This is a genomic window from Rhodococcus sp. JS3073 (assembly GCF_026810085.1).
Taxonomy (GTDB): Bacteria; Actinomycetota; Actinomycetes; order Mycobacteriales; family Mycobacteriaceae; genus Rhodococcus_F; species Rhodococcus_F wratislaviensis.
Window position 1 is genome coordinate 1132209 of the sequence record NZ_CP113951.1, and the last position, 18224, is coordinate 1150432.

General features: G+C 68.0%; 17 protein-coding genes and 1 pseudogene. 6 read left to right on the top strand and 12 right to left on the bottom strand.

All coding sequences use genetic code 11. The features are described from left to right. Window positions 1–33: 33 nt before the first annotated feature. The gene (locus tag OYT95_RS05490; protein ID WP_442972545.1) at window positions 34–1416 is read right to left on the bottom strand and encodes a PspC domain-containing protein; all 1383 of its coding nucleotides are present in this window, start codon (window positions 1414–1416) and stop codon (window positions 34–36) included. Between the two features lie 68 nt (window positions 1417–1484). Between OYT95_RS05490 and OYT95_RS05495 the strand changes: the two genes are divergently transcribed. Together OYT95_RS05495 and OYT95_RS05500 are read left to right on the top strand one after the other, a co-directional pair. Further along, window positions 1485–2957 carry a PspC domain-containing protein gene (locus OYT95_RS05495; protein ID WP_268790939.1) on the top strand — a complete coding sequence of 491 codons (1473 nt, stop codon included), beginning with the start codon at window positions 1485–1487 and terminating at the stop codon, window positions 2955–2957. Further along, window positions 2950–3177 (top strand): hypothetical protein, encoded by a 228-nt coding sequence (locus tag OYT95_RS05500; protein WP_128639084.1) that lies wholly within the window; start codon window positions 2950–2952, stop codon window positions 3175–3177. The genes OYT95_RS05495 and OYT95_RS05500 overlap by 8 nt, the downstream gene beginning before the upstream one ends. A gap of 60 nt (window positions 3178–3237) precedes the next feature. Here OYT95_RS05500 and guaA read toward each other — a convergent pair whose 3' ends face one another. From guaA to guaB, 4 genes are all read right to left on the bottom strand, one after another. Continuing rightward, window positions 3238–4809 carry a glutamine-hydrolyzing GMP synthase gene (guaA, locus tag OYT95_RS05505; RefSeq protein WP_268790940.1) on the bottom strand — a complete coding sequence of 524 codons (1572 nt, stop codon included), beginning with the start codon at window positions 4807–4809 and terminating at the stop codon, window positions 3238–3240. Between the two features lie 64 nt (window positions 4810–4873). Beyond that, window positions 4874–6616, bottom strand: a complete 1743-nt coding sequence (locus tag OYT95_RS05510; RefSeq protein WP_268790941.1) for a GMC family oxidoreductase N-terminal domain-containing protein — start codon at window positions 6614–6616, stop codon at window positions 4874–4876. A 209-nt stretch (window positions 6617–6825) separates the two neighbouring features. Then, entirely contained in the window at window positions 6826–7965 is a 1140-nt protein-coding gene (locus OYT95_RS05515) for a GuaB3 family IMP dehydrogenase-related protein (protein ID WP_005257142.1), read from the bottom strand. A gap of 33 nt (window positions 7966–7998) precedes the next feature. After that, window positions 7999–9522 (bottom strand): IMP dehydrogenase, encoded by a 1524-nt coding sequence (gene guaB / locus OYT95_RS05520; protein ID WP_268790942.1) that lies wholly within the window; start codon window positions 9520–9522, stop codon window positions 7999–8001. 243 nt (window positions 9523–9765) lie between these two features. On the opposite strand from guaB, the gene OYT95_RS05525 reads away from it, so the two are divergent. Continuing rightward, window positions 9766–10170, top strand: a complete 405-nt coding sequence (locus OYT95_RS05525; RefSeq protein WP_005239778.1) for a DUF5319 domain-containing protein — start codon at window positions 9766–9768, stop codon at window positions 10168–10170. An 85-nt stretch (window positions 10171–10255) separates the two neighbouring features. On the opposite strand, the gene OYT95_RS05530 is transcribed toward OYT95_RS05525, so the two are convergent. The 5 genes and pseudogenes from OYT95_RS05530 to OYT95_RS05550 form a co-directional block, all read right to left on the bottom strand. After that, window positions 10256–11275: an anti-sigma-D factor RsdA gene (locus tag OYT95_RS05530; protein ID WP_268790943.1), complete on the bottom strand. Its 1020-nt coding sequence runs from the start codon at window positions 11273–11275 to the stop codon at window positions 10256–10258. Next, complete coding sequence (locus tag OYT95_RS05535) at window positions 11259–11837, bottom strand: sigma-70 family RNA polymerase sigma factor (RefSeq protein ID WP_005239770.1); 579 nt, start codon at window positions 11835–11837, stop codon at window positions 11259–11261. Before OYT95_RS05535 ends, OYT95_RS05530 begins: the two co-directional genes overlap by 17 nt. Window positions 11838–11997: 160 nt before the next feature. Next, window positions 11998–12828 carry a hypothetical protein gene (locus OYT95_RS05540; protein WP_037244794.1) on the bottom strand — a complete coding sequence of 277 codons (831 nt, stop codon included), beginning with the start codon at window positions 12826–12828 and terminating at the stop codon, window positions 11998–12000. Window positions 12829–12862: 34 nt separating this feature from the next. After that, on the bottom strand, window positions 12863–13432 hold the full coding sequence (locus OYT95_RS05545; protein WP_235214737.1) for a transcriptional regulator: 570 nt from the start codon (window positions 13430–13432) through the stop codon (window positions 12863–12865). A 246-nt stretch (window positions 13433–13678) separates the two neighbouring features. Next, window positions 13679–13930: pseudogene (locus OYT95_RS05550) on the bottom strand (MerR family transcriptional regulator); the annotation flags it as partial. A 197-nt stretch (window positions 13931–14127) separates the two neighbouring features. On the opposite strand from OYT95_RS05550, the gene OYT95_RS05555 reads away from it, so the two are divergent. From OYT95_RS05555 to OYT95_RS05565, 3 genes are all read left to right on the top strand, one after another. Beyond that, window positions 14128–14421 (top strand): WhiB family transcriptional regulator, encoded by a 294-nt coding sequence (locus OYT95_RS05555; protein ID WP_005239766.1) that lies wholly within the window; start codon window positions 14128–14130, stop codon window positions 14419–14421. A 166-nt stretch (window positions 14422–14587) separates the two neighbouring features. After that, complete coding sequence (locus OYT95_RS05560) at window positions 14588–15220, top strand: sigma-70 family RNA polymerase sigma factor (RefSeq protein WP_328286554.1); 633 nt, start codon at window positions 14588–14590, stop codon at window positions 15218–15220. A gap of 1 nt (window position 15221) precedes the next feature. Beyond that, on the top strand, window positions 15222–15941 hold the full coding sequence (locus OYT95_RS05565; RefSeq protein WP_268790944.1) for an anti-sigma factor: 720 nt from the start codon (window positions 15222–15224) through the stop codon (window positions 15939–15941). Window positions 15942–16038: 97 nt separating this feature from the next. On the opposite strand, the gene groL is transcribed toward OYT95_RS05565, so the two are convergent. Continuing rightward, window positions 16039–17652 carry a chaperonin GroEL gene (gene groL, locus OYT95_RS05570; RefSeq protein WP_112302237.1) on the bottom strand — a complete coding sequence of 538 codons (1614 nt, stop codon included), beginning with the start codon at window positions 17650–17652 and terminating at the stop codon, window positions 16039–16041. A gap of 92 nt (window positions 17653–17744) precedes the next feature. After that, complete coding sequence (gene groES / locus OYT95_RS05575; protein ID WP_003940763.1) at window positions 17745–18044, bottom strand: co-chaperone GroES; 300 nt, start codon at window positions 18042–18044, stop codon at window positions 17745–17747. Window positions 18045–18224 lie beyond the last annotated feature (180 nt).

Consider the following 18224-nt stretch of genomic DNA (forward strand, 5'->3'; position numbering starts at 1 on the left):
GCACCACGGCGCCCGCCACGTCGAAAGTGGTGCTCACGCACCCTGACTGAACGGCACGTCCTCGACGCCGGCGGTGTCCGAGTCCCCGGCGGCGCCCGCTGCCGCCCACGTCCGGCCGTTCCGCGGCATGTGAATTCGCACCTCGGTGCCCTTGCCGGGTGCCGACCGCACGTCGACGTGCCCGCCTCGCCGCTCGATCCGTCCACGGATCGACTTCGCCAGCCCCTGACGGTCCGGGGACACTTCGTCGACGTCGAACCCGACGCCGCGGTCCCGGACGAACACACTGACCTGTTCGCGCTCGGCCTCGGCGAACAGGTTGATGTCCGTCTCCCCGGAATGCTTGGCCGCGTTGACCAGAGCCTCCCGCGTCGCGCCGAGCACCGCCGTGAAACTCTCCTTCGACAGACCCTCGCCCGTGCCCTCGACGTCGAGTGCCACATCGCCGACCGTCACCGGTCGCACCGTGACGCCGTGATGGTCCTCGACCTCGCCCGCAATGATCCGCAACGCCTCCGCAAGGCTCGAATGGTCGGTGTCTCCCCCACCGAACAACCACTTCCGCAGTTCCCGTTCCTGCCCCCGGGCCAGCCGCGCGACCTCCTGAGGATGGTCGGCCTGCTTCTGGATCAGCGCCAGGGTCTGCAGGACGGAATCGTGCAGGTGCGACGCAATCTCCTCACGCTCGTCGTTGCGGATCCTGGCCGCACGCTCCGCGCCCAGCGCGCGCCACAGTCGTAGCCACAGGGGCACGGTCAGCAGCCCGGCGCCGACCAGGGTGACCACCACGGCCAGCAACGACGAACGCAGCGCAGCGAAGTCGACCTGCGCGAGGATCACCACACCGAGACCCGACACGATCAACGTCACGCCACCGAGGACCCGCGCCCAGGTGAGGACGGTGGGACGCTGCGGCAGCCCGATGACGGTGCGCGGCCCCTCCGAATCGAATTCGCGCCACACCAGGGCCGCGCCGACCGCCACCACGATGATAGGTGCGATCACCGAACCGACGCGACCACTGAACAACCACGACAACGCGGACGCACCGGCCAGGCCGATCGCGATCAGCCCGTACGCTCTCCGCCGCTCGGACGCACTGGGCTTCTCGGTGTCCGAACCTGCGGCCGTGAAGATCCACAACAGTCCGTAGCCGACGATGCCCGCGCCGGCGAGCGCGGCGAGACAGGCGAACGCGACCCGCACCTTCATCACGTCGACGCCCAGCTGATCGGCGATACCACCCGCGACGCCGCCGACGATGCGACCACCGGTCCGGCGTTCGAGCCGCGGCAGGGGGATACCGCCGGGCGGGACAGGCGCAGTCACGGCACCCGCATACTGGGCACCGCCCGCGGACGTGTTCGACACAGGTTGCACATCTTCGATACTGGCACGATCCCCTGGCCGCGGCATCAGGGTCCAACCCCGACTTCGGTCGGCGTTCCGGCCCACCCCGGCCGGAAAGATCAGGGTAGTTCCCGATGTACGCGCGCCGCGCCGACCGGAACGATGGTCGTATGAGCAATGGGAGCTTCCAAGAGCAGATACAGGATCTGTGGCGGACCCGGCCGGTGCGGTTACCGGGCCGTGGTCACGTCGCCGGTGTCTGTGCGGGAATCGGCTACCGCTACGGCGTCGATCCCGTACTGATACGAGTCGCCTTCGTCGTGTCCACCATTTTCGGTGGCGCCGGTGTGCTCCTCTACCTGGCGTGCTGGCTCGCCCTCACGAAGTCGGGCGACCCCGCCTCCCCCGCGGAGTCGCTGGTGGGACGCGGTCACAGCTCCGACTCGGGCACCAAGACCATCGTCCTTCTCGTCGCACTGGCCATCGCGCTGAGCACCGTCGGCCCCTTCGGTGTGGGCCTCGGCGGCTCCGGGCTGATCAGCATGGCGCTGATGCTCGGCGGGCTGTGGCTGCTGTACCAGCGGCAGCCGATACCTCCACCGTTGCCCGCCGGAGCCGTTGCCCCGGGTGTCGGGACCGGCTATCCCGGGACGAGTTTCTCGCCGGGTCAGTTCGGCGCCAACCCGTTCGGCCCGGGCACGTACGGTCCGAGCGCCTACGGTCCGGGTGCGTACGGTCCGTACACGAAGCTCCCCGACTCCTACATCCCGAGCACGCCCCCCGCCTCGGACGAGAAGCCGGCCGACGCGCCCACCGAGGCACTGAAGCCCGAAACTGCTGCCGCCCAATCCGATCCGGTGTCGTTCGAGAAGACCCCGACGCCCGGTCCGCAGGTCGACGCACCCTCGGCCCCGTTCGCGCCGCTCGAACCGCGACCGCCGGCGTGGGACCCGCTCGGTGTCGCCCCGTTCGCGTGGGACCTGCCCGAACCGGCCAGGACCACCTCTCCCGCAGTGCAACCGGAGCGGACCCACTCCCGACTGACCACCATGGTGATCGGGTTGGCGATCCTCGCGGCCGCGGCAGCGACAGCGTTGTCGGTCGCCACCGGATCCGACTGGTTGAACCCCGGTCGCATCGGCGCCGTCGCGCTGGCCGTCATCGGAGTGGGGTTGCTGATCGGCGGATTCCTGCGCAAGGGCTACGGCCTACTCGTCGTCGCCGGCCCGCTGGCCGGTTTCGTGATCCTCGCTTCGCTCGTCGGTTCACTCGACCTGAACAGCGAGAACATGGGCGATCGGACCTGGAACCCGGCGACAGCGGCCGCCATCGAACCCGCGTACTCCGGTGGATTCGGCAGCTTCACGCTCGACCTCCGGAACGTCACTCTCACCGAGGACAAGACGGTCGACGTCAGCGGGCAGTTCGGTGAGGTCGTAGTGCTCCTGCCGCCCGGCATGAATGTCGAGAACCACTGCACCGCCCAGTTCGGCGACGCGCAGTGCCTCCGGGACGGTCTCGACGGTGGCGTCGACGGCACCGACGGTCCCGTTCTGACCCTCAATGCCGATGTTCGATTCGGAAGTGTGGAGGTGCGCCGTGGATGACATCGACGACACCCAGGACAGCGAGCAGACCCGGACGCGGAAACGCCCGTCGCTTCTACTGCTCCTCGCAGGATTGGCAGCACTCCTGGTGAGCGGCTGGGCACTCGCGGGGCCGTTCTCGCTGGAACCGCTCGCGAACGTCGAGTTCCGCTGGCTGTTCGTGCTGGTCGCGGTGCTGGTCGGCGTGGTGCTCGTGTTCGCACCGAACCGGCGGAAATAGAGGCGCACGCGCACGTGCGCGGTGAGCGAGTCCGAGGACTCGCTCACCGCGCACAGTGCGTCACTCCCACTCGATGGTGCCCGGCGGCTTGCTCGTGATGTCCAGCACGACACGGTTGACGTCGTGCACCTCGTTGGTGATCCGGGTGGAGATCCGCTCGAGAACGTCGTAGGGCAGTCGCGTCCAGTCCGCGGTCATCGCGTCCTCGCTGGACACCGGGCGGAGCACGATCGGGTGGCCGTAGGTGCGTCCGTCACCCTGCACGCCGACGCTGCGGACGTCGGCGAGCAGCACCACGGGGCACTGCCAGATCTGACCGTCGAGCCCGGCGGCCGTCAGCTCTTCGCGCGCAATGGAATCCGCGTGACGCAGGATGTCGAGCCGGTCCTGCGTGACCTCGCCGATGATGCGGATGCCCAACCCGGGACCGGGGAACGGCTGGCGTCCCACGATTTCCTCGGGCAGACCCAGCTCGCGCCCCACCGCCCGGACCTCGTCCTTGAACAGCAGGCGGAGCGGTTCCACGAGCGTGAACTGCAGGTCTTCCGGCAGCCCGCCGACATTGTGGTGGCTCTTGATGTTGGCCGTGCCGGTGCCGCCGCCGGATTCCACGACGTCCGGGTACAGCGTGCCCTGCACGAGGAATTCGACCGTGTCGCCGTGCGCGGCGTTCTCGCCCAGCACATCGCTGACCGCGCCCTCGAAGCTGCGGATGAACTCGCGGCCGATGATCTTGCGCTTGGTCTCCGGGTCGGAGACACCGGCCAGCTCACCGATGAAGGTGTCGGCGGCGTCGACCGTGATCAACTTGGCGCCGGTGGCGGCAACGAAATCCTGTTCGACCTGGGCACGCTCGCCCGCACGCATCAATCCGTGGTCGACGAACACACACGTCAGGTTGTCGCCGATGGCACGCTGCACGAGCGCCGCCGCGACAGCGGAGTCGACACCGCCCGACAGTCCGCAGATCGCCCTGCCGTCGCCGACCTGCTCGCGAACCTGCTCGACGAGGGCGTCGGCGATGTTCGCGGCCGTCCATGCGGGAGGAATGCCGGCGATCTCGTGGAGGAACCGGCTGAGCACCTGCTGGCCGTGCGGCGAGTGCAGCACCTCCGGGTGGTACTGCACACCGGCGAGCTTGCGGGTCCGGTCCTCGAACGCGGCGACGGGTGCGCCCTCGCTCGTGGCCGTCACCTCGAAGCCGGCCGGGGCCTCGGTGACCGCGTCGCCGTGGCTCATCCAGACAGGCTGGCTGGACGGCAGCCCCTCGTGCAGCAGACCGCCCTGCACCTTCAGGTCGGTGCGGCCGTACTCACGGGTGCCGGTGTGTGCCACCGTGCCGCCGAGTGCGCCTGCCATGGCCTGGAATCCGTAGCAGATGCCGAACACCGGAATGTCCAGATCGAACAGTGCCGGATCGAGCTGGGGCGCCCCGTCGGCGTAGACGCTCGACGGCCCCCCCGACAGCACCACGGCGAGGGGATTCTTGGCCGCGATCTCCTCGACGGTCGCGGTGTGCGGGACCACCTCGGAGTAGACCTTGGCCTCACGCACCCGTCGGGCGATCAGCTGCGCGTACTGCGCGCCGAAGTCGACGACGAGGACCGGTCTCTGTTGCTCGATATCTGCCACCGGGTCAGTCTAATCGGCGCAGCTCTGTGGTCTGCGCGACCCCACGACCCGGCCCTCTCGGGCGCTATGCAACGCCGTGCTTCTGCGCGTCGGGCACCGCAGAGCCGTTGCGGATCTCGACGATCGGCAGCACGAGCGCGGCGGGCGCTCCTTCCGGGACGACCGGTGCGATCGGCGCGACCGGGTTCAGGCGCCGGTATCCCTCCCCCTGCGCCGGACGCAGGTCCTCTTCACCCTTGTTGGGCCACAGCGAGGCCGCACGCTCGGCCTGCGCCGAGATCGTCAGTGACGGGTTGACGCCCAGGTTCGCGGACACGGCCGAACCGTCGACCACGCTCAGCGTCGGGTAACCCCACACGCGGTGGTACGGGTCGATGACGCCCTTCGACGGTTCCGACGCGATCGTGCAGCCGCCGAGGAAATGTGCGGTGAGCGGGATGTTGAACACGTCGCCCCAGGTGCCGCCCGCGCGACCGTCGATCTTCTCCGCGATCCGGCGGGTCGCCTCGTTGCCCGCCGGGATCCAGCTGGGGTTCGGCTGACCGTGGCCCTGCTTGCTGGTGACCTTGCGCCGACCGAACAGGCCCTTCTTCGTGTATGTGGTGATGGAGTTGTCGAGGTTCTGCATCACCAGCGCGATGATGGTGCGCTCGCTCCACTTGTACGGGGTGAGGACCTTCAGCGCCGTCGGATCCTTCGCGAGCTCCTTGAGGAACGTCATCCACCGCCGGCCGCCGCCGTCGGTCAGCAACGTCTGCAGCAGGGCCATCGAGTTCGACCCCTTGCCGTAGCGCACCGGCTCGACGTGCGTGTCGGACGTCGGGTGGAAGGACGACGTGATGGCGACGCCCTTCGTGAGCTCGAGCGCGGGGTCCACCTTGTTCTTGGCGGCACCGAGAATCGACTCCGAATTGGTGCGGGTGAGCACACCCAGGCGGTCGGAGATCTTCGGCAGCGCGCCCGTCTCCTTCTGGTCGAACAGCAGATGCTGAGTGCCCCACGTGCCGGCGGCCAGGACGACGTTCGCGGCCGTGTACGTCGTGCGGTTCCGGTTCCTCCGCGGCCCGCTGCGCCGGGTGAAGACGTCCCAGGTGCCGTCGGACGCCTCGCGCAGACCGGTGACCGTCGTCATCGGGATGATCTCGGCGCCGGCCTTCTCCGCGAGACCCAGGTAGTTCTTGAGCAGGGTGTTCTTGGCGCCGTGCCGGCATCCGGTCATGCATTCGCCGCATTCGATGCACCCGGTGCGGTCGGGGCCGACGCCGCCGAAGTACGGGTCCGGCACGGTCTTGCCCGCCTCACCGAAGAAGACCCCGACCGGGGTCTGGATGAACGTGTCGCCCACCCCCATGTCCTCCGCGACCGACTTGATGATTTCGTCGGCGGGGGTCATGTGCGGGTTCTGGACCACGCCCAGCATCTTGCGGGCCTGCTCGTAGTACGGCGTGAGCTCGTCGTGCCAGTCGGTGATGTGCGACCACTGCTTGTCCTGGAAGAAGGAGGCGGGCGGCTTGTAGAGCGTGTTCGCGTAGTTGAGCGAACCGCCACCGACCCCGGCGCCGGCGAGGATGAGGCAGTCGCGCAGCAGGTGGACGCGCTGGATGCCGAAGAAACCGAGAGCGGGCGCCCACAGGAACTTCTTGAGATCCCAGCTGGTCTTCGCGAAATCCGCGTCGGCGTAGCGGCGGCCCGCCTCGAGGATGCCGACCTTGTAGCCCTTCTCGACCAATCGGAGTGCGGTGACACTGCCACCGAATCCGGAACCGACGATGAGGACGTCGTACTCCGTTGCGCGCTGCTTGCTCATCACTCGACCTCCAACGAAACCTGAGTTATTACTCGCCAGTATGCACCCCTCGGCTGTGACAGCTGCCACAAGGGTCACCTAACTGTAACGAGAGGTATCAGGAACGGTCGCGATACCCGCAAACGCACGTCGCCCGATGCCTCACCAGTGCAGTTGAACTGCACCGATGTGACATCGGGCGACGAGAGCAGCGGTGGCGGACGGACGCCTCAGGCGCGGACCGTCAGGCCCACCTTCTGGAATTCCTTCAGATCCGAGTACCCCGACTTCGCCATCGAGCGGCGCAGCCCGCCGACGAAGTTCAGCGAACCGAACGGGTCGTCGGACGGACCCGTGAGGACCCGGTCGAGCGACGGCCGGTCACCGAACGAGACCGGCAGCATCGTGCCGCGCGGAACCGAGGGGTGCGCGGCGGCCGACGGCCAGTACCAGCCGCCGCCGGGAGCCTCCGCGGCGACGGCCAGCGGTGCGCCCAGGACTGCGGCGTCCGCGCCACAGGCGATGGCCTTCGCGAGGTCGCCCGAGGACGTGATGTCGCCGTCCGCGATGACGTGGACGTAGCGGCCGCCCGTCTCGTCGAGGTAGTCGCGGCGAGCAGCAGCGGCATCCGCGATGGCCGTGGCCATCGGAAGACCGATGCCCAGCACCTCACCGGTGGTCGTGGCACCCTCGGTGGAGCCGTAACCCACGATCACACCGGCCGCGCCCGTGCGCATCAGGTGCAGTGCGGTGCGGTGATCGCTCACCCCACCGGCCACGACGGGGACGTCCAGCTCGGAGATGAACGTCTTGAGGTTCAGCGGCTCGCTGTCGCCGTGGGCGACGTGCTCGGCGGAGATGATCGTGCCGTGCACGACCAGCAGGTCGATGCCCGCCTCGAGCAGCTGCGGGGTGAGCGCTCGGGCGTTCTGCGGGCTGACCCGCACCGCGGTCGTGACACCCGCGTCGCGGACCTGAGCCACGGCAGCAGCGAGAAGTCCCGGCTGCAACGGTGCCGCGTGCAGCTCCTGCAGCTTCTTGATCGGCGCCTCGACGTCGACATCCGACTCCGCCAGCGCGACGAGTTCGGCGAGCTTCGCCTCGACGTCCGCGTGACGGCCCCACAGACCCTCACCGTTGATGACCCCGAGGCCACCACGCTTGCCGAGTTCGATCGCGAACGACGGCGACACCAGCGCGTCGGTCGGGTGCGCCAGCACAGGAATGTCGAACCGGTATGCGTCGAGCTGCCAGGACGTCGACACCTCCTTGGAGGAGCGGGTCCGGCGGGAGGGGACGATGTCGATGTCGTCCAGCTCATAGGTTCGTCGGGCTGTTCGGCCCATGCCGATCTCAACGAGGTCGCGCACGCGCGCCCCTTTCTCGTGAATCGTGACTGGTTGCTAGCGAGCGGTGTAGTTGGGAGCTTCGACCGTCATCGTGATGTCGTGCGGGTGGCTCTCCTTCAGACCCGCGGCGGTGATCTGCACGAACTGCGCGTTCTGCAGTTCCTCGATCGACGACGCTCCCGTGTAGCCCATGGCAGCCCGCAGACCGCCCGTGAGCTGATGGGTGACCTGGGACAGCGGTCCGCGGAACGCGACCCGGCCCTCGATGCCCTCCGGGACCAGCTTGTCCTCGGACAGCACGTCGTCCTGGAAGTAGCGGTCCTTGGAATACGACTTCGCGGCGCCACGGCTCTGCATCGCGCCGAGGGAACCCATGCCGCGGTAGCTCTTGTACTGCTTGCCGTTCACGAGGATCAGCTCACCCGGCGACTCTGCGGTGCCTGCGAGCAGCGAACCCAGCATGGCCGTCGACGCGCCTGCCGCCAGGGCCTTCGCGATGTCGCCGGAGAACTGCAGTCCACCGTCGGCGATCACCGGCACACCGTGCGGTTTGGCCGCGGCGACCGCTTCGAGGATCGCGGTGATCTGCGGGGCGCCGACACCGGCGATGACGCGGGTGGTGCAGATGGAGCCGGGGCCGACCCCGACCTTGACCGCGTCCACCCCGGCCTCGATGAGAGCCGCGGCACCCCCGCGGGTGGCGACGTTGCCGCCGATGATCTGCACGCGCTCGTCGACCTCGGCCTTGAGCTTCGAGATCATGTCCAGCACGCCGGCCGAGTGGCCGTGGGCGCTGTCGACGACGAGCACATCCACTCCGGCGTCGGTGAGAGCCATAGCGCGGCTCCACGCCTCGTCGCCCACACCCACCGCTGCGCCGACGAGGAGCCGGCCGTCACGGTCCTTGGTGGCGTCCGGGTGCTGCTCGGTCTTCACGAAGTCCTTGACCGTGATGAGACCTGTGAGCTTGCCCTGACCGTCCACGATCGGCAGCTTCTCGATCTTGTGGCGGCGGAGCAGGCCCAGCGCCACCTCCGCGGTGACACCCTCCTGCGCGGTGATCAGCGGCGCCTTCGTCATGACCTCGGACACGGCGCGGTTCTGGTCGACCTCGAAGCGCATGTCGCGGTTGGTGATGATGCCGACGAGCTGCCCGGCCCCGTCGGTGACCGGAAGTCCGGAGATACGGAAGCGGGCGCACTTGGCGTCGACCTCGGCGAGGGTGTCCGACGGCTTGCAGGTGACCGGGTCGGTGACCATTCCCGCCTCGGACCGCTTGACCGTCTCCACCTGCCCGGCCTGCGCCTCGACCGACAGGTTGCGGTGCAGGACGCCCATCCCACCGGCGCGGGCCATGGCGATCGCCATCCGCGCTTCGGTGACGGTGTCCATCGCGGAGCTGACGAGCGGCACTCGCAGCCGGATGTCCCTGGTCAGCTGGCTGGATGTGTCGACCTGGCCGGGGATGACATTCGACGCCGCCGGCAAGAGCAGGACGTCGTCGTACGTGAGACCCAGCATCGCGACCTTGTTCGGGTCGTCACCGCCGGTGTGTACATGCCCTGCTGAACTTGTCATGCGGTTCGGGCCCTCCATGGAACATAGGTGCGGCGCCGGTGGCGCCGTCTGCGGACATTCAGATCTTCGATCTGGTGGAAACTTTCGGGAACACGGATACAGGAAAAAGGCCGGAGCGACGATCGATATTCCCAGCTCCACACACCATGATATCGGCTCGACGCGATCACCACGGAGCCCACCCACGCTGGGCGTACGCCGAACGGCTGGCGCAGACCGGGCTGACCTGCGTACCGTGGTGCTGTGCGCGATCAACTGCCTCCAGGTCTGCCCCCGGACCCCTTCGCCGGCGACCCCGCCGACCCGTCCGCAGCTCTCGATGCGATCGAACCGGGCCAGCCACTCGACCCCCACGAGCGACTCGCCGTGGAGGAAGATCTGGCCGACCTCGCCGTGTACGAGGCGCTGCTGGCACATCGCGGGATCCGCGGTCTCGTCGTCTGCTGCGAAGACTGCCAGCAAGATCACTACCACGATTGGGACATGCTCCGTGCCAACCTCCTCCAGCTTCTGGTCGACGGCACCGTGCGCCCGCACGAGCCCGCCTACGACCCGACACCCGAGGCGTACGTCACCTGGGACTACTGCCGCGGCTACGCGGACGCCTCGATGAACGACGCTCTGCACGGAGACGGTTTCGACGCCTGATCCGGCACAACCCGATACAGACCACTGTGGCCCGACACGCGAAGTGTCGGGCCACAGTGGTCTGTGCGGGAGGGCCGCCGAACCGCTAGCTGGTGGGCGGCAGCACCGGGACCGGCGTCGTGGTGGTGGGTAGCGGCACCGTCGAAGGCTCCTGCGGCGGCTGCTGGGTGGACGGCTCCGTCGCCGGAATGTCCGAGGGCAGCGTCGGAACCAACATGATCGTGGGATCCGGGCTCGTGGACGGCAACGTCTCGGGCGGCGGCGGCGGCAGCGTGGGCAGCTGTGGCAGCGGAATGGGCGGCAGTCCCGGAATCTGCAGATCCGTCGGCAGGGTTCCCGGCAACTGTCCGACTCCCGGCAGCGTCGTCGAACCGGGTGTCCCCGGCACGGTGGCCGGCAACTCGGTGGCCTGCGTCGGCGCGTCCGTCGTGGTGGTACCGGGCGTCGTCGTCGCAGGCGGCGTGGTGGGGGCGATCTTCTCGACCTCCGCGGCGAGCTTCGCACGCCACACGTCGAGTTCGGTGCGCATGTCGGAGTCACGTACCCCGCCGGCACGGTCGGCGGCGCCCTCGAGCAGGTTCTTCGCCGCCTCCGCGTCGCCCGCGGCGATCAGCCGCTCGGCCTCCTGCAGCTGCGACGTGGTGTCGATCTGCGCGACGGTCGAATCGGCCTGCTGGCTGAACACGACCGACTTGACGCTCCACAGCGGATCGCCGGGTGCGGCGTTGTACGAGAAGATGGTGGCGCCACCCATGACGACCGCGATCGCGGCGGCAGCGCCTGCGATCGGTCGCAACAAGCGGAGCTTGCCGCGGGCGGCGCTGCGTGCGGAACGGGCGTCCGAGGCGTCGATCGCCGCGATCACGTCGTCGAGCAGCGGCCCGGTCGGCATCGGCGTCGCCACGATGTCGGCGCGCCAATTGGTCAGCAGAAGCGCGAGCTCGTACTGCTCCGGCGAATCCGTCGCGACGGGACCGCCACCGGCGATCGCGTCGATCAAAGCGTCGTCGCGGCGCACTGCCGCGACGTCCACCGGTGCGTCGTCTCCTGGGAGATCGGCATCGGGATTGCCGTTGCGCTTGATGCCCCTAGCCAAACCTCTCACCTGCCCTCGTCACTTCTTTTTTCAGTTTCGCTATGGCTCGGTGTTGAGCCACGCGGACAGCTCCCGCGGTACTACCCACGGCCGCGGCCGTCTCCTCGGCTGACATACCGACCACGAGGCGGAGGATCAAGATCTCCCGGTGCTTCTCCGGCAGCGTGCTCAGCAGTTCGTTCATCTGCCTGCTCGCTTCCGAGTCCAGCGCCCTCTGTTCGGGTCCGTCATCGTTGGCTACGACATCCGGTACTTCGGCGACGGGCTCCGACTTGTTACGGGCGGAGTTCCGATGCGCGTCGGCGACCTTGTGTGCGGCGATCCCGTAGACGAATGCCATGAACGGCCGGCCTTGATCCTCGTAACGAGGCAAGGCCGTCATCACGGCGAGGCACACTTCTTGTGCCACGTCGTCCGCGGAGAGTTGTCCCCTCTCCGCAGCACCGACCCTGGCTCTGCAGTAACGCACAACCAAGGGCCGAATGTTTTCCAGGACCAGAGCTAAAGCGGCCCGGTCACCCTGCGTTGCAGCGGCGACTGCGGAGTCCAACTCCTCGCTCGTATTAGTCATCGTTGCTGAATATCCTGGCGTTACAGTGGCACCTCCCCCGATGGGTGTGCTCCCGCTCTCAGCGGAACACTCCAAGAGTAACGGTGCGGACCGAACGGTATTCGCCCGGATTCGCAGCGATTCGCGCGCAACCCGGCCGTCCGGGGCCCGACCAGCGGAGTCAGATTCGGAAGCGCCCACCTCGCGCCCTGATGACGGCTTCGCACTCCTCACGCACGGCCTCCGCACGTGAGTCGGATGTCACACCACCCAGCAACATCGCAGCGGCCCACTTCAGAGGTATCAGGCCGTACCCATCGCACCGGTCGAGCACATCCGCGGCAAGGCGTGCCGCCGGACCGGAATCGGGCTCCCCCGTCATCGACGCACTCCTCAGCAGATCCGACTTGACGTGGTGCCGCGCAGATCCGGCGGCCTCCGAAATTTCCGCTGCGGTCTCGGCGTGGCGGCGCGCCGAGACGAAGTCTCCGCCCGCGAGAAGCAACTCCGCGCTCACCCAGTGCCTGCGGACGCGCTGTCGCCACAGCTCGCCGGGAGCACGCTCGTCCAGATACTCGGAGCACCTGTCGAGCAGCCGCCTGCCCAGGGCCAGCCGGCCGCATCCCAGGGCGTCGGCCGCCAGCCCCGTCAGCGCGTCGCACCGCGCCTCGTCGACGAGGACGCCGTCGTCGCCGAGGCCCGTCCCGACCACGGCGAGAGCCCGGCCGTCGAACCCGGACGCCACACCGTGCCAGCCGAGCTGCCTCAGCAACGACGCCTGCGTGCTCCAGGCGAGCGAGGCGACCGCGGGTTCCGCCACTCCGCCGCGTGTCAGTGCGTCCAGTTCTGCGCGGGATCGGCTGTAGTGCCCCCTGGCGCCCCACGCCACCGCGCGCATCCAGCGTTCGACGGGAACGTCGGACGCCGGTAGCGGGCACGCGCCCGGGTCGGCGCCGAAAGCCGCGCGGATCAACGAATTCGTGGCGTCGGAGCGGAGAGTGGAGTCGGGCACGCCGAGATCATCGCATCGCGCGGACGCTCCGAAGTCAGGTGACCGCGGTGACGGTGCCCACGGCCTCGTCCAGCGTGCCCAGCACTGCTATCGACCGGGGAAGCGACTGCGTCCGGCATCCGGGGCCGCCCGCGAGCATCGTCAGCCCTGTCCGCCTGCGGCGGATCGCACGCAGGAGAGACGGCAGTTCGCATCCGCCGGCGGGCAACCACAGAACGATCACGTCCGGCTCGGCGTTGGTCACGGACGCGAGCAACGCCGACCGGCACAGTGGCAGAGCCATCCGCGTGTCCACCGAGGCCGTGGCGAGTGCGGCGCCCAGGGCCCGGAATTCGAGGCCGTACGGGTCGGCGGGAACGGTGTCCAGCGGGTCCGCGGGCACGTGCACGAGCAGGACACGGCCGCCGCCGCCGATCGGCGCATCCAGCGTCATCGTGGACAGAATCCCTGCGACGCATTCGGCGAAGACGCGGACACTCGCAGCGGCGGCGTCCGAATTCCTCCCCTCGTCCGCCCACTCGAGCACCGGAACGACCAGGGTCGTCCACATGGAGCTGAATCCCCGCTCCGCGACGGCTCGCACGACGATCCGCCGGATGGTCACGACGTCTCGCGCCAGCAATGCACCCGATAAATTCCGGATCGAGGCCTCGGCGCCGCCGAGGCCGGAAAAGGAGGACAAAAGGTTCGACGGGTCTGTTTTCGTCCCGTTCACCGAGTTGTCATCCAGATTTTTCAGACCCGGTCGGTGGTCGCTTTCTGACGAATATGTAGCCATTGCGTTAATCGCATATCTCGCGGCCTCCGCGGAGTTTGCACCGCCGTCCAGAGCGTGTTGCATACATTCGAGCCGGGCGACGTCGCGCGGGGTGTACCGCCGGTGACTTCCCTGCGCGTGAAGGGAGGGTCCGATGCCGTATCTGCGGTCCCAGGTGCGGAGCGTCGACGGAGCTACCCCGAGCTTTCTGGCCAGGGCAGATACCGAGATCGTGGGTCCCTCGTCCGGGTATCCGGAAGGGGGTGGGGTTTCAGGCTCCGCGGGCTGGGGCACCCGGACATCGTCACCCGTGACCGAGGGTCTTTCAACCCGAAACGGAATCACGGAACCGCGGGAAAGTAAATATTTTCCAGGTTAACTTTCAGTTCGTGGGATATGTAAATCGCCACTGTGAACAACTATTGACGCGATTTCACAACCGACTCTACGGTTAGCGACGTGAATGATTCAGTGGCTTGAACGTACCTACGAGCCCACGGTCCGCTCGTCGCCCGAGGCGAGCTTGCAGCTAAGGAGTCCACATGCCTGCACCCAACCACCTGCCCGGCCCGAACGCCGATATCTGGGATTGGCAGATGCACGGACTGTGCCGCGGGGTCGACTCCTCGATGTTCTTCCATCCGGACGGAGAGCGCGGCCGGGCGCGCGCGCAGCGGGAGACCCGCGCCAAGGAAATGTGCAGACGCTGCCCGGTCCTCGCCCAGTGCCGCAATCACGCCCTGAGCGTGTCCGAGCCGTACGGAATCTGGGGCGGAATGTCCGAGACCGAACGCGAGATGCACGCCCGGCACAGACGCGGCCGGATAGCCGTCTGACCGCTCGACGACACTCACCGGGGAACCCTCGTCGCCGTACGGGGGTTCCTCGCGTCACATCGATCCCCTCGACACCCATCCACCGCGACGCGGTCTCCGAATGCCTACCGGCTGGAGGAGATGAGTGGATGTGCACGCTACCGTGGTTCTCGATGAAGCGAGACGAGTGCCGGTGACGACCCCCGAAGGCAACACTCCGGCAGACGACGTGTGCTCGGCGGACGCAGCCGGGGCACACAGGGCCCGAACCACCGAATCCGCTGAACTCCACGACACCATGGCCCGCGTCGCGAACGGAGACGCCGACGCGTTTGCCGAACTCTACGACCGGACGAGCGCCCGAGTGCACGGCATGGTTCTGCGCGTCCTGCGCGACCCCGGGTACGCGGAGGAGACGACGCAGGAAGTCTTCCTCCAGGCGTGGCGCACCGCGTCGAACTTCGATCCGGCGCGCGGCTCCGTACTGTCCTGGCTGATGACGCTCGCGCACCGCCGGGCGGTCGACCGCGTGCGATCGGAACAGGCAGGCACCGACCGCGAGGCGCTCTACGAGACCACCAACATCGCAGGGCCGTTCGACCACGTCACCGAGGAGGTGACCCGCCGGCTCGAGCATCAATCGGTGCTCGCCTGCCTCGACTCGCTCACCGACACCCAACGTGAGTCCGTCGCGATGGCGTACTACGACGGCCGCACCTACCGAGAGGTCGCCTCCCAGCTGGGGGTCGCCCTGTCCACGGTGAAGACGCGCATCCGCGACGGACTGACGCGTCTTGGCGGGTGCCTGGGAGGTCTGTGACATGAACGACGAACTCGTGGGCATGGCCTACCCGTACGCACTCGATGCGCTCGACGACAGCGAACGTCGCGAACTCGACACCGATCTCGCCACCACCGACGAGGACACCCGCTCCACGTTCACCGACGAGGTCCGGCGCATCCGTGAAGCGTTCGCGGTGGTGAGTGCGGTGGGAGCCGTCGAACCCCCGCCCCGGGTGCGGACGCGAGTCCTCGACGAGGTCAGGCAATCCGCGTCCGGGCCGACGTCGCTCACCGAACGCCGGTCCCGCCGGCGCCGCTGGAAGGTCGCCGTCGCCGCCGCCGCGGCCGTCGGGGTGCTCGCCGGCGGGACGGTGATCGTCCGGCAGCTCACGGAAGGTCCGTCGCCGACCGTGGCGGAGCAGGTTCTCGACGCCTCCGACGTGCACTCGTCGACGAGTGCGATCGCGGCAGGCGGGTCCGCGACCGCCAACTACTCGAAGTCGCAGGACGCCGTGGTGTTCGTGCTGGACGGTGTCGCCCCGCCCAGCGCCGACACCGTGTACCAGCTGTGGCTGATGCCGGCATCCGGGGACGCGCCCGTGCCCGCCGGAACCATCTCTCCCGCAGACGTGGAGCCGACCACGACGATCGTCCTCGACGACGTGGGGTCGATGTCTAAGCTGGCCGTCACGGTCGAACCGCCCGGAGGATCACCCCAGCCGACGTCGGAACCTTTTGCGGTGCTGCAACTGAGCTGATCCGGCGCTGCCCGACAGAAGAAACCCCCGCGCGGTGATCCGCACGGGGGTTTCCTCGCTCGAACGATCGGAGCCCGATCGGTCGCGAGGGCAGAGCCTAGTGGCTGTGCCCGTGACCGGTCTGCTGCTCGACCTCTTCCGCAGGCTTCTCGACCACGGCGCTCTCGGTGGTGAGGATCATCCGCGCGACCGAGGCCGCGTTGACGACTGCGGAGCGGGTGACCTTCACGGGGTCGACGACACCGTCGGCGAGCAGGTCGCCGTAGGTCAGGGTCGCGGCGTTGAAACCGTGGCCCTTGGGCTGCTCGGCAACCTTGCTGGTGACGACGGAACCGTCGAGACCGGCATTGCTGGCGATCCAGAACAGCGGCGCCTGCAGTGCTTCGCGCACGACCTTGACGCCCGTGGCCTCGTCACCGGTCAGACCGAGGTTGTCGGCCAGCTCGGTGCTCGCCTGGACGAGGGCGGAACCGCCACCGGGGACGATGCCCTCGGCGACAGCGGCCTTCGCGGCGTTGACGGCATCCTCGACGCGGAACTTGCGCTCCTTGAGGTCCGTCTCCGTGGCCGCGCCGACCTTGATGACGGCGACGCCACCGGCCAGCTTCGCCAGGCGCTCTTCGAGCTTCTCACGATCCCAGTCGGAGTCGGTGTTCTCGATCTCGCGGCGCAGCTGCGCGACGCGACCCTTGATGTCGTCGTCGGTTCCGGCGCCGTCGACGATCGTGGTCTCGTCCTTGCTGACCACGACGCGGCGTGCGCTGCCGAGCAGGTCCAGTCCGGCGTCCTTCAGCGTGAGGCCGACGTCGGAGTTGATGACCGTGCCACCGGTGACGACGGCGAGGTCGTCGAGGAACGCCTTCCGGCGGTCACCGAAGAACGGCGCCTTGACGGCGACGGCCTTGATGGTCTTCCGGATGGAGTTGACCACGAGCGTCGAGAGAACCTCGCCCTCGACGTCCTCCGCGATGATGAGGAGGGGCTTGCCGCTCTCGGCAACCTTCTCCAGCAGCGGCAGGAAGTCGGGCAGGGACGTGATCTTCTCGCGGTACAGCAGCACGAGCGCGTCCTCGTACACGGCCTTCTGTGCGTCGAGGTCCGTGACGAAGTACGGCGACAGGTAGCCCTTGTCGAATTGGACGCCCTCGGTGATCACGAGCTCGGTCGCCAGTGTCGAGGATTCCTCCACCGTGACGACGCCGTCGGTGCCGACGCGGGTGAGCGCCTCGCCGACCATTTCGCCGATTTCCTCGTCGCGCGAGGACACGGTCGCGACCTGGGCGATGGACTTCTTGCCCTCGACCGGGGTGGCCGCTGCGAGCAGCGCCTCGACGACCTTGTCGGCCGCGGCGTTGATGCCGATGCCGAGTGCCATCGGGTTCGCACCCGCGGCGATGTTCTTCAGACCGCCCCGCACGATGGCCTGAGCCAGCACGGTCGCGGTGGTGGTGCCGTCGCCTGCGACGTCGTTGGTCTTGGTGGCGACGCTCTTGACGAGCTGCGCGCCGAGGTTCTCGAACGGGTCCTCGAGGTCGATCTCCCGGGCGATGCTGACGCCGTCGTTGGTGACGGTCGGGCCGCCGAAGGCCTTCGCCAGGACTACGTGGCGGCCACGCGGACCCAAGGTCACCTTGACCGCGTCGGCAAGCTTGTCGACTCCACGCTCGAGAGACCGGCGTGCGATCTCGTTGAACTCAATCTGCTTGGACATGTGTTCTGTCTTCTCCTGGATCTCAGGGTTACGCGCGTGAACGCACTCCGCCCCGGGATCCTGTGGGGACTCCGGGGCGGATCACGTATGGCTTACTTGGAGACGACAGCCAGCACGTCGCGTGCCGACAGGATCAGGTACTCCTGGCCGGCGTACTTGATCTCGGTTCCGCCGTACTTGGAGTAGATGACCGTGTCACCCTCCTTGACGTCGACCGGGATGCGGTTGCCCTGCTCGTTGACGCGGCCTTCGCCGACTGCGACGACGGTGCCCTCCTGGGGCTTCTCCTTGGCCGTGTCGGGAATGACCAGGCCGGAGGCAGTCGTCGTCTCAGCCTCGTTGGCCTGGACGAGGATCTTGTCCTCGAGCGGCTTGATGTTGACGCTCGCCACGATGAGCCCTCCACTTTGGGGTATGCGGATCCGGAGACTTCTCCGGACTCCTGTTTGAGTGTTCCGTTTACGGCACTTCACACAGCCCCGTCGTCGCGGGTGCCGGAGCTCGATCGGCGCCACTTGGCACTCTATACGTGAGAGTGCCAACGCTCAAGGAGAAGGGGGTGGTAAACCGCG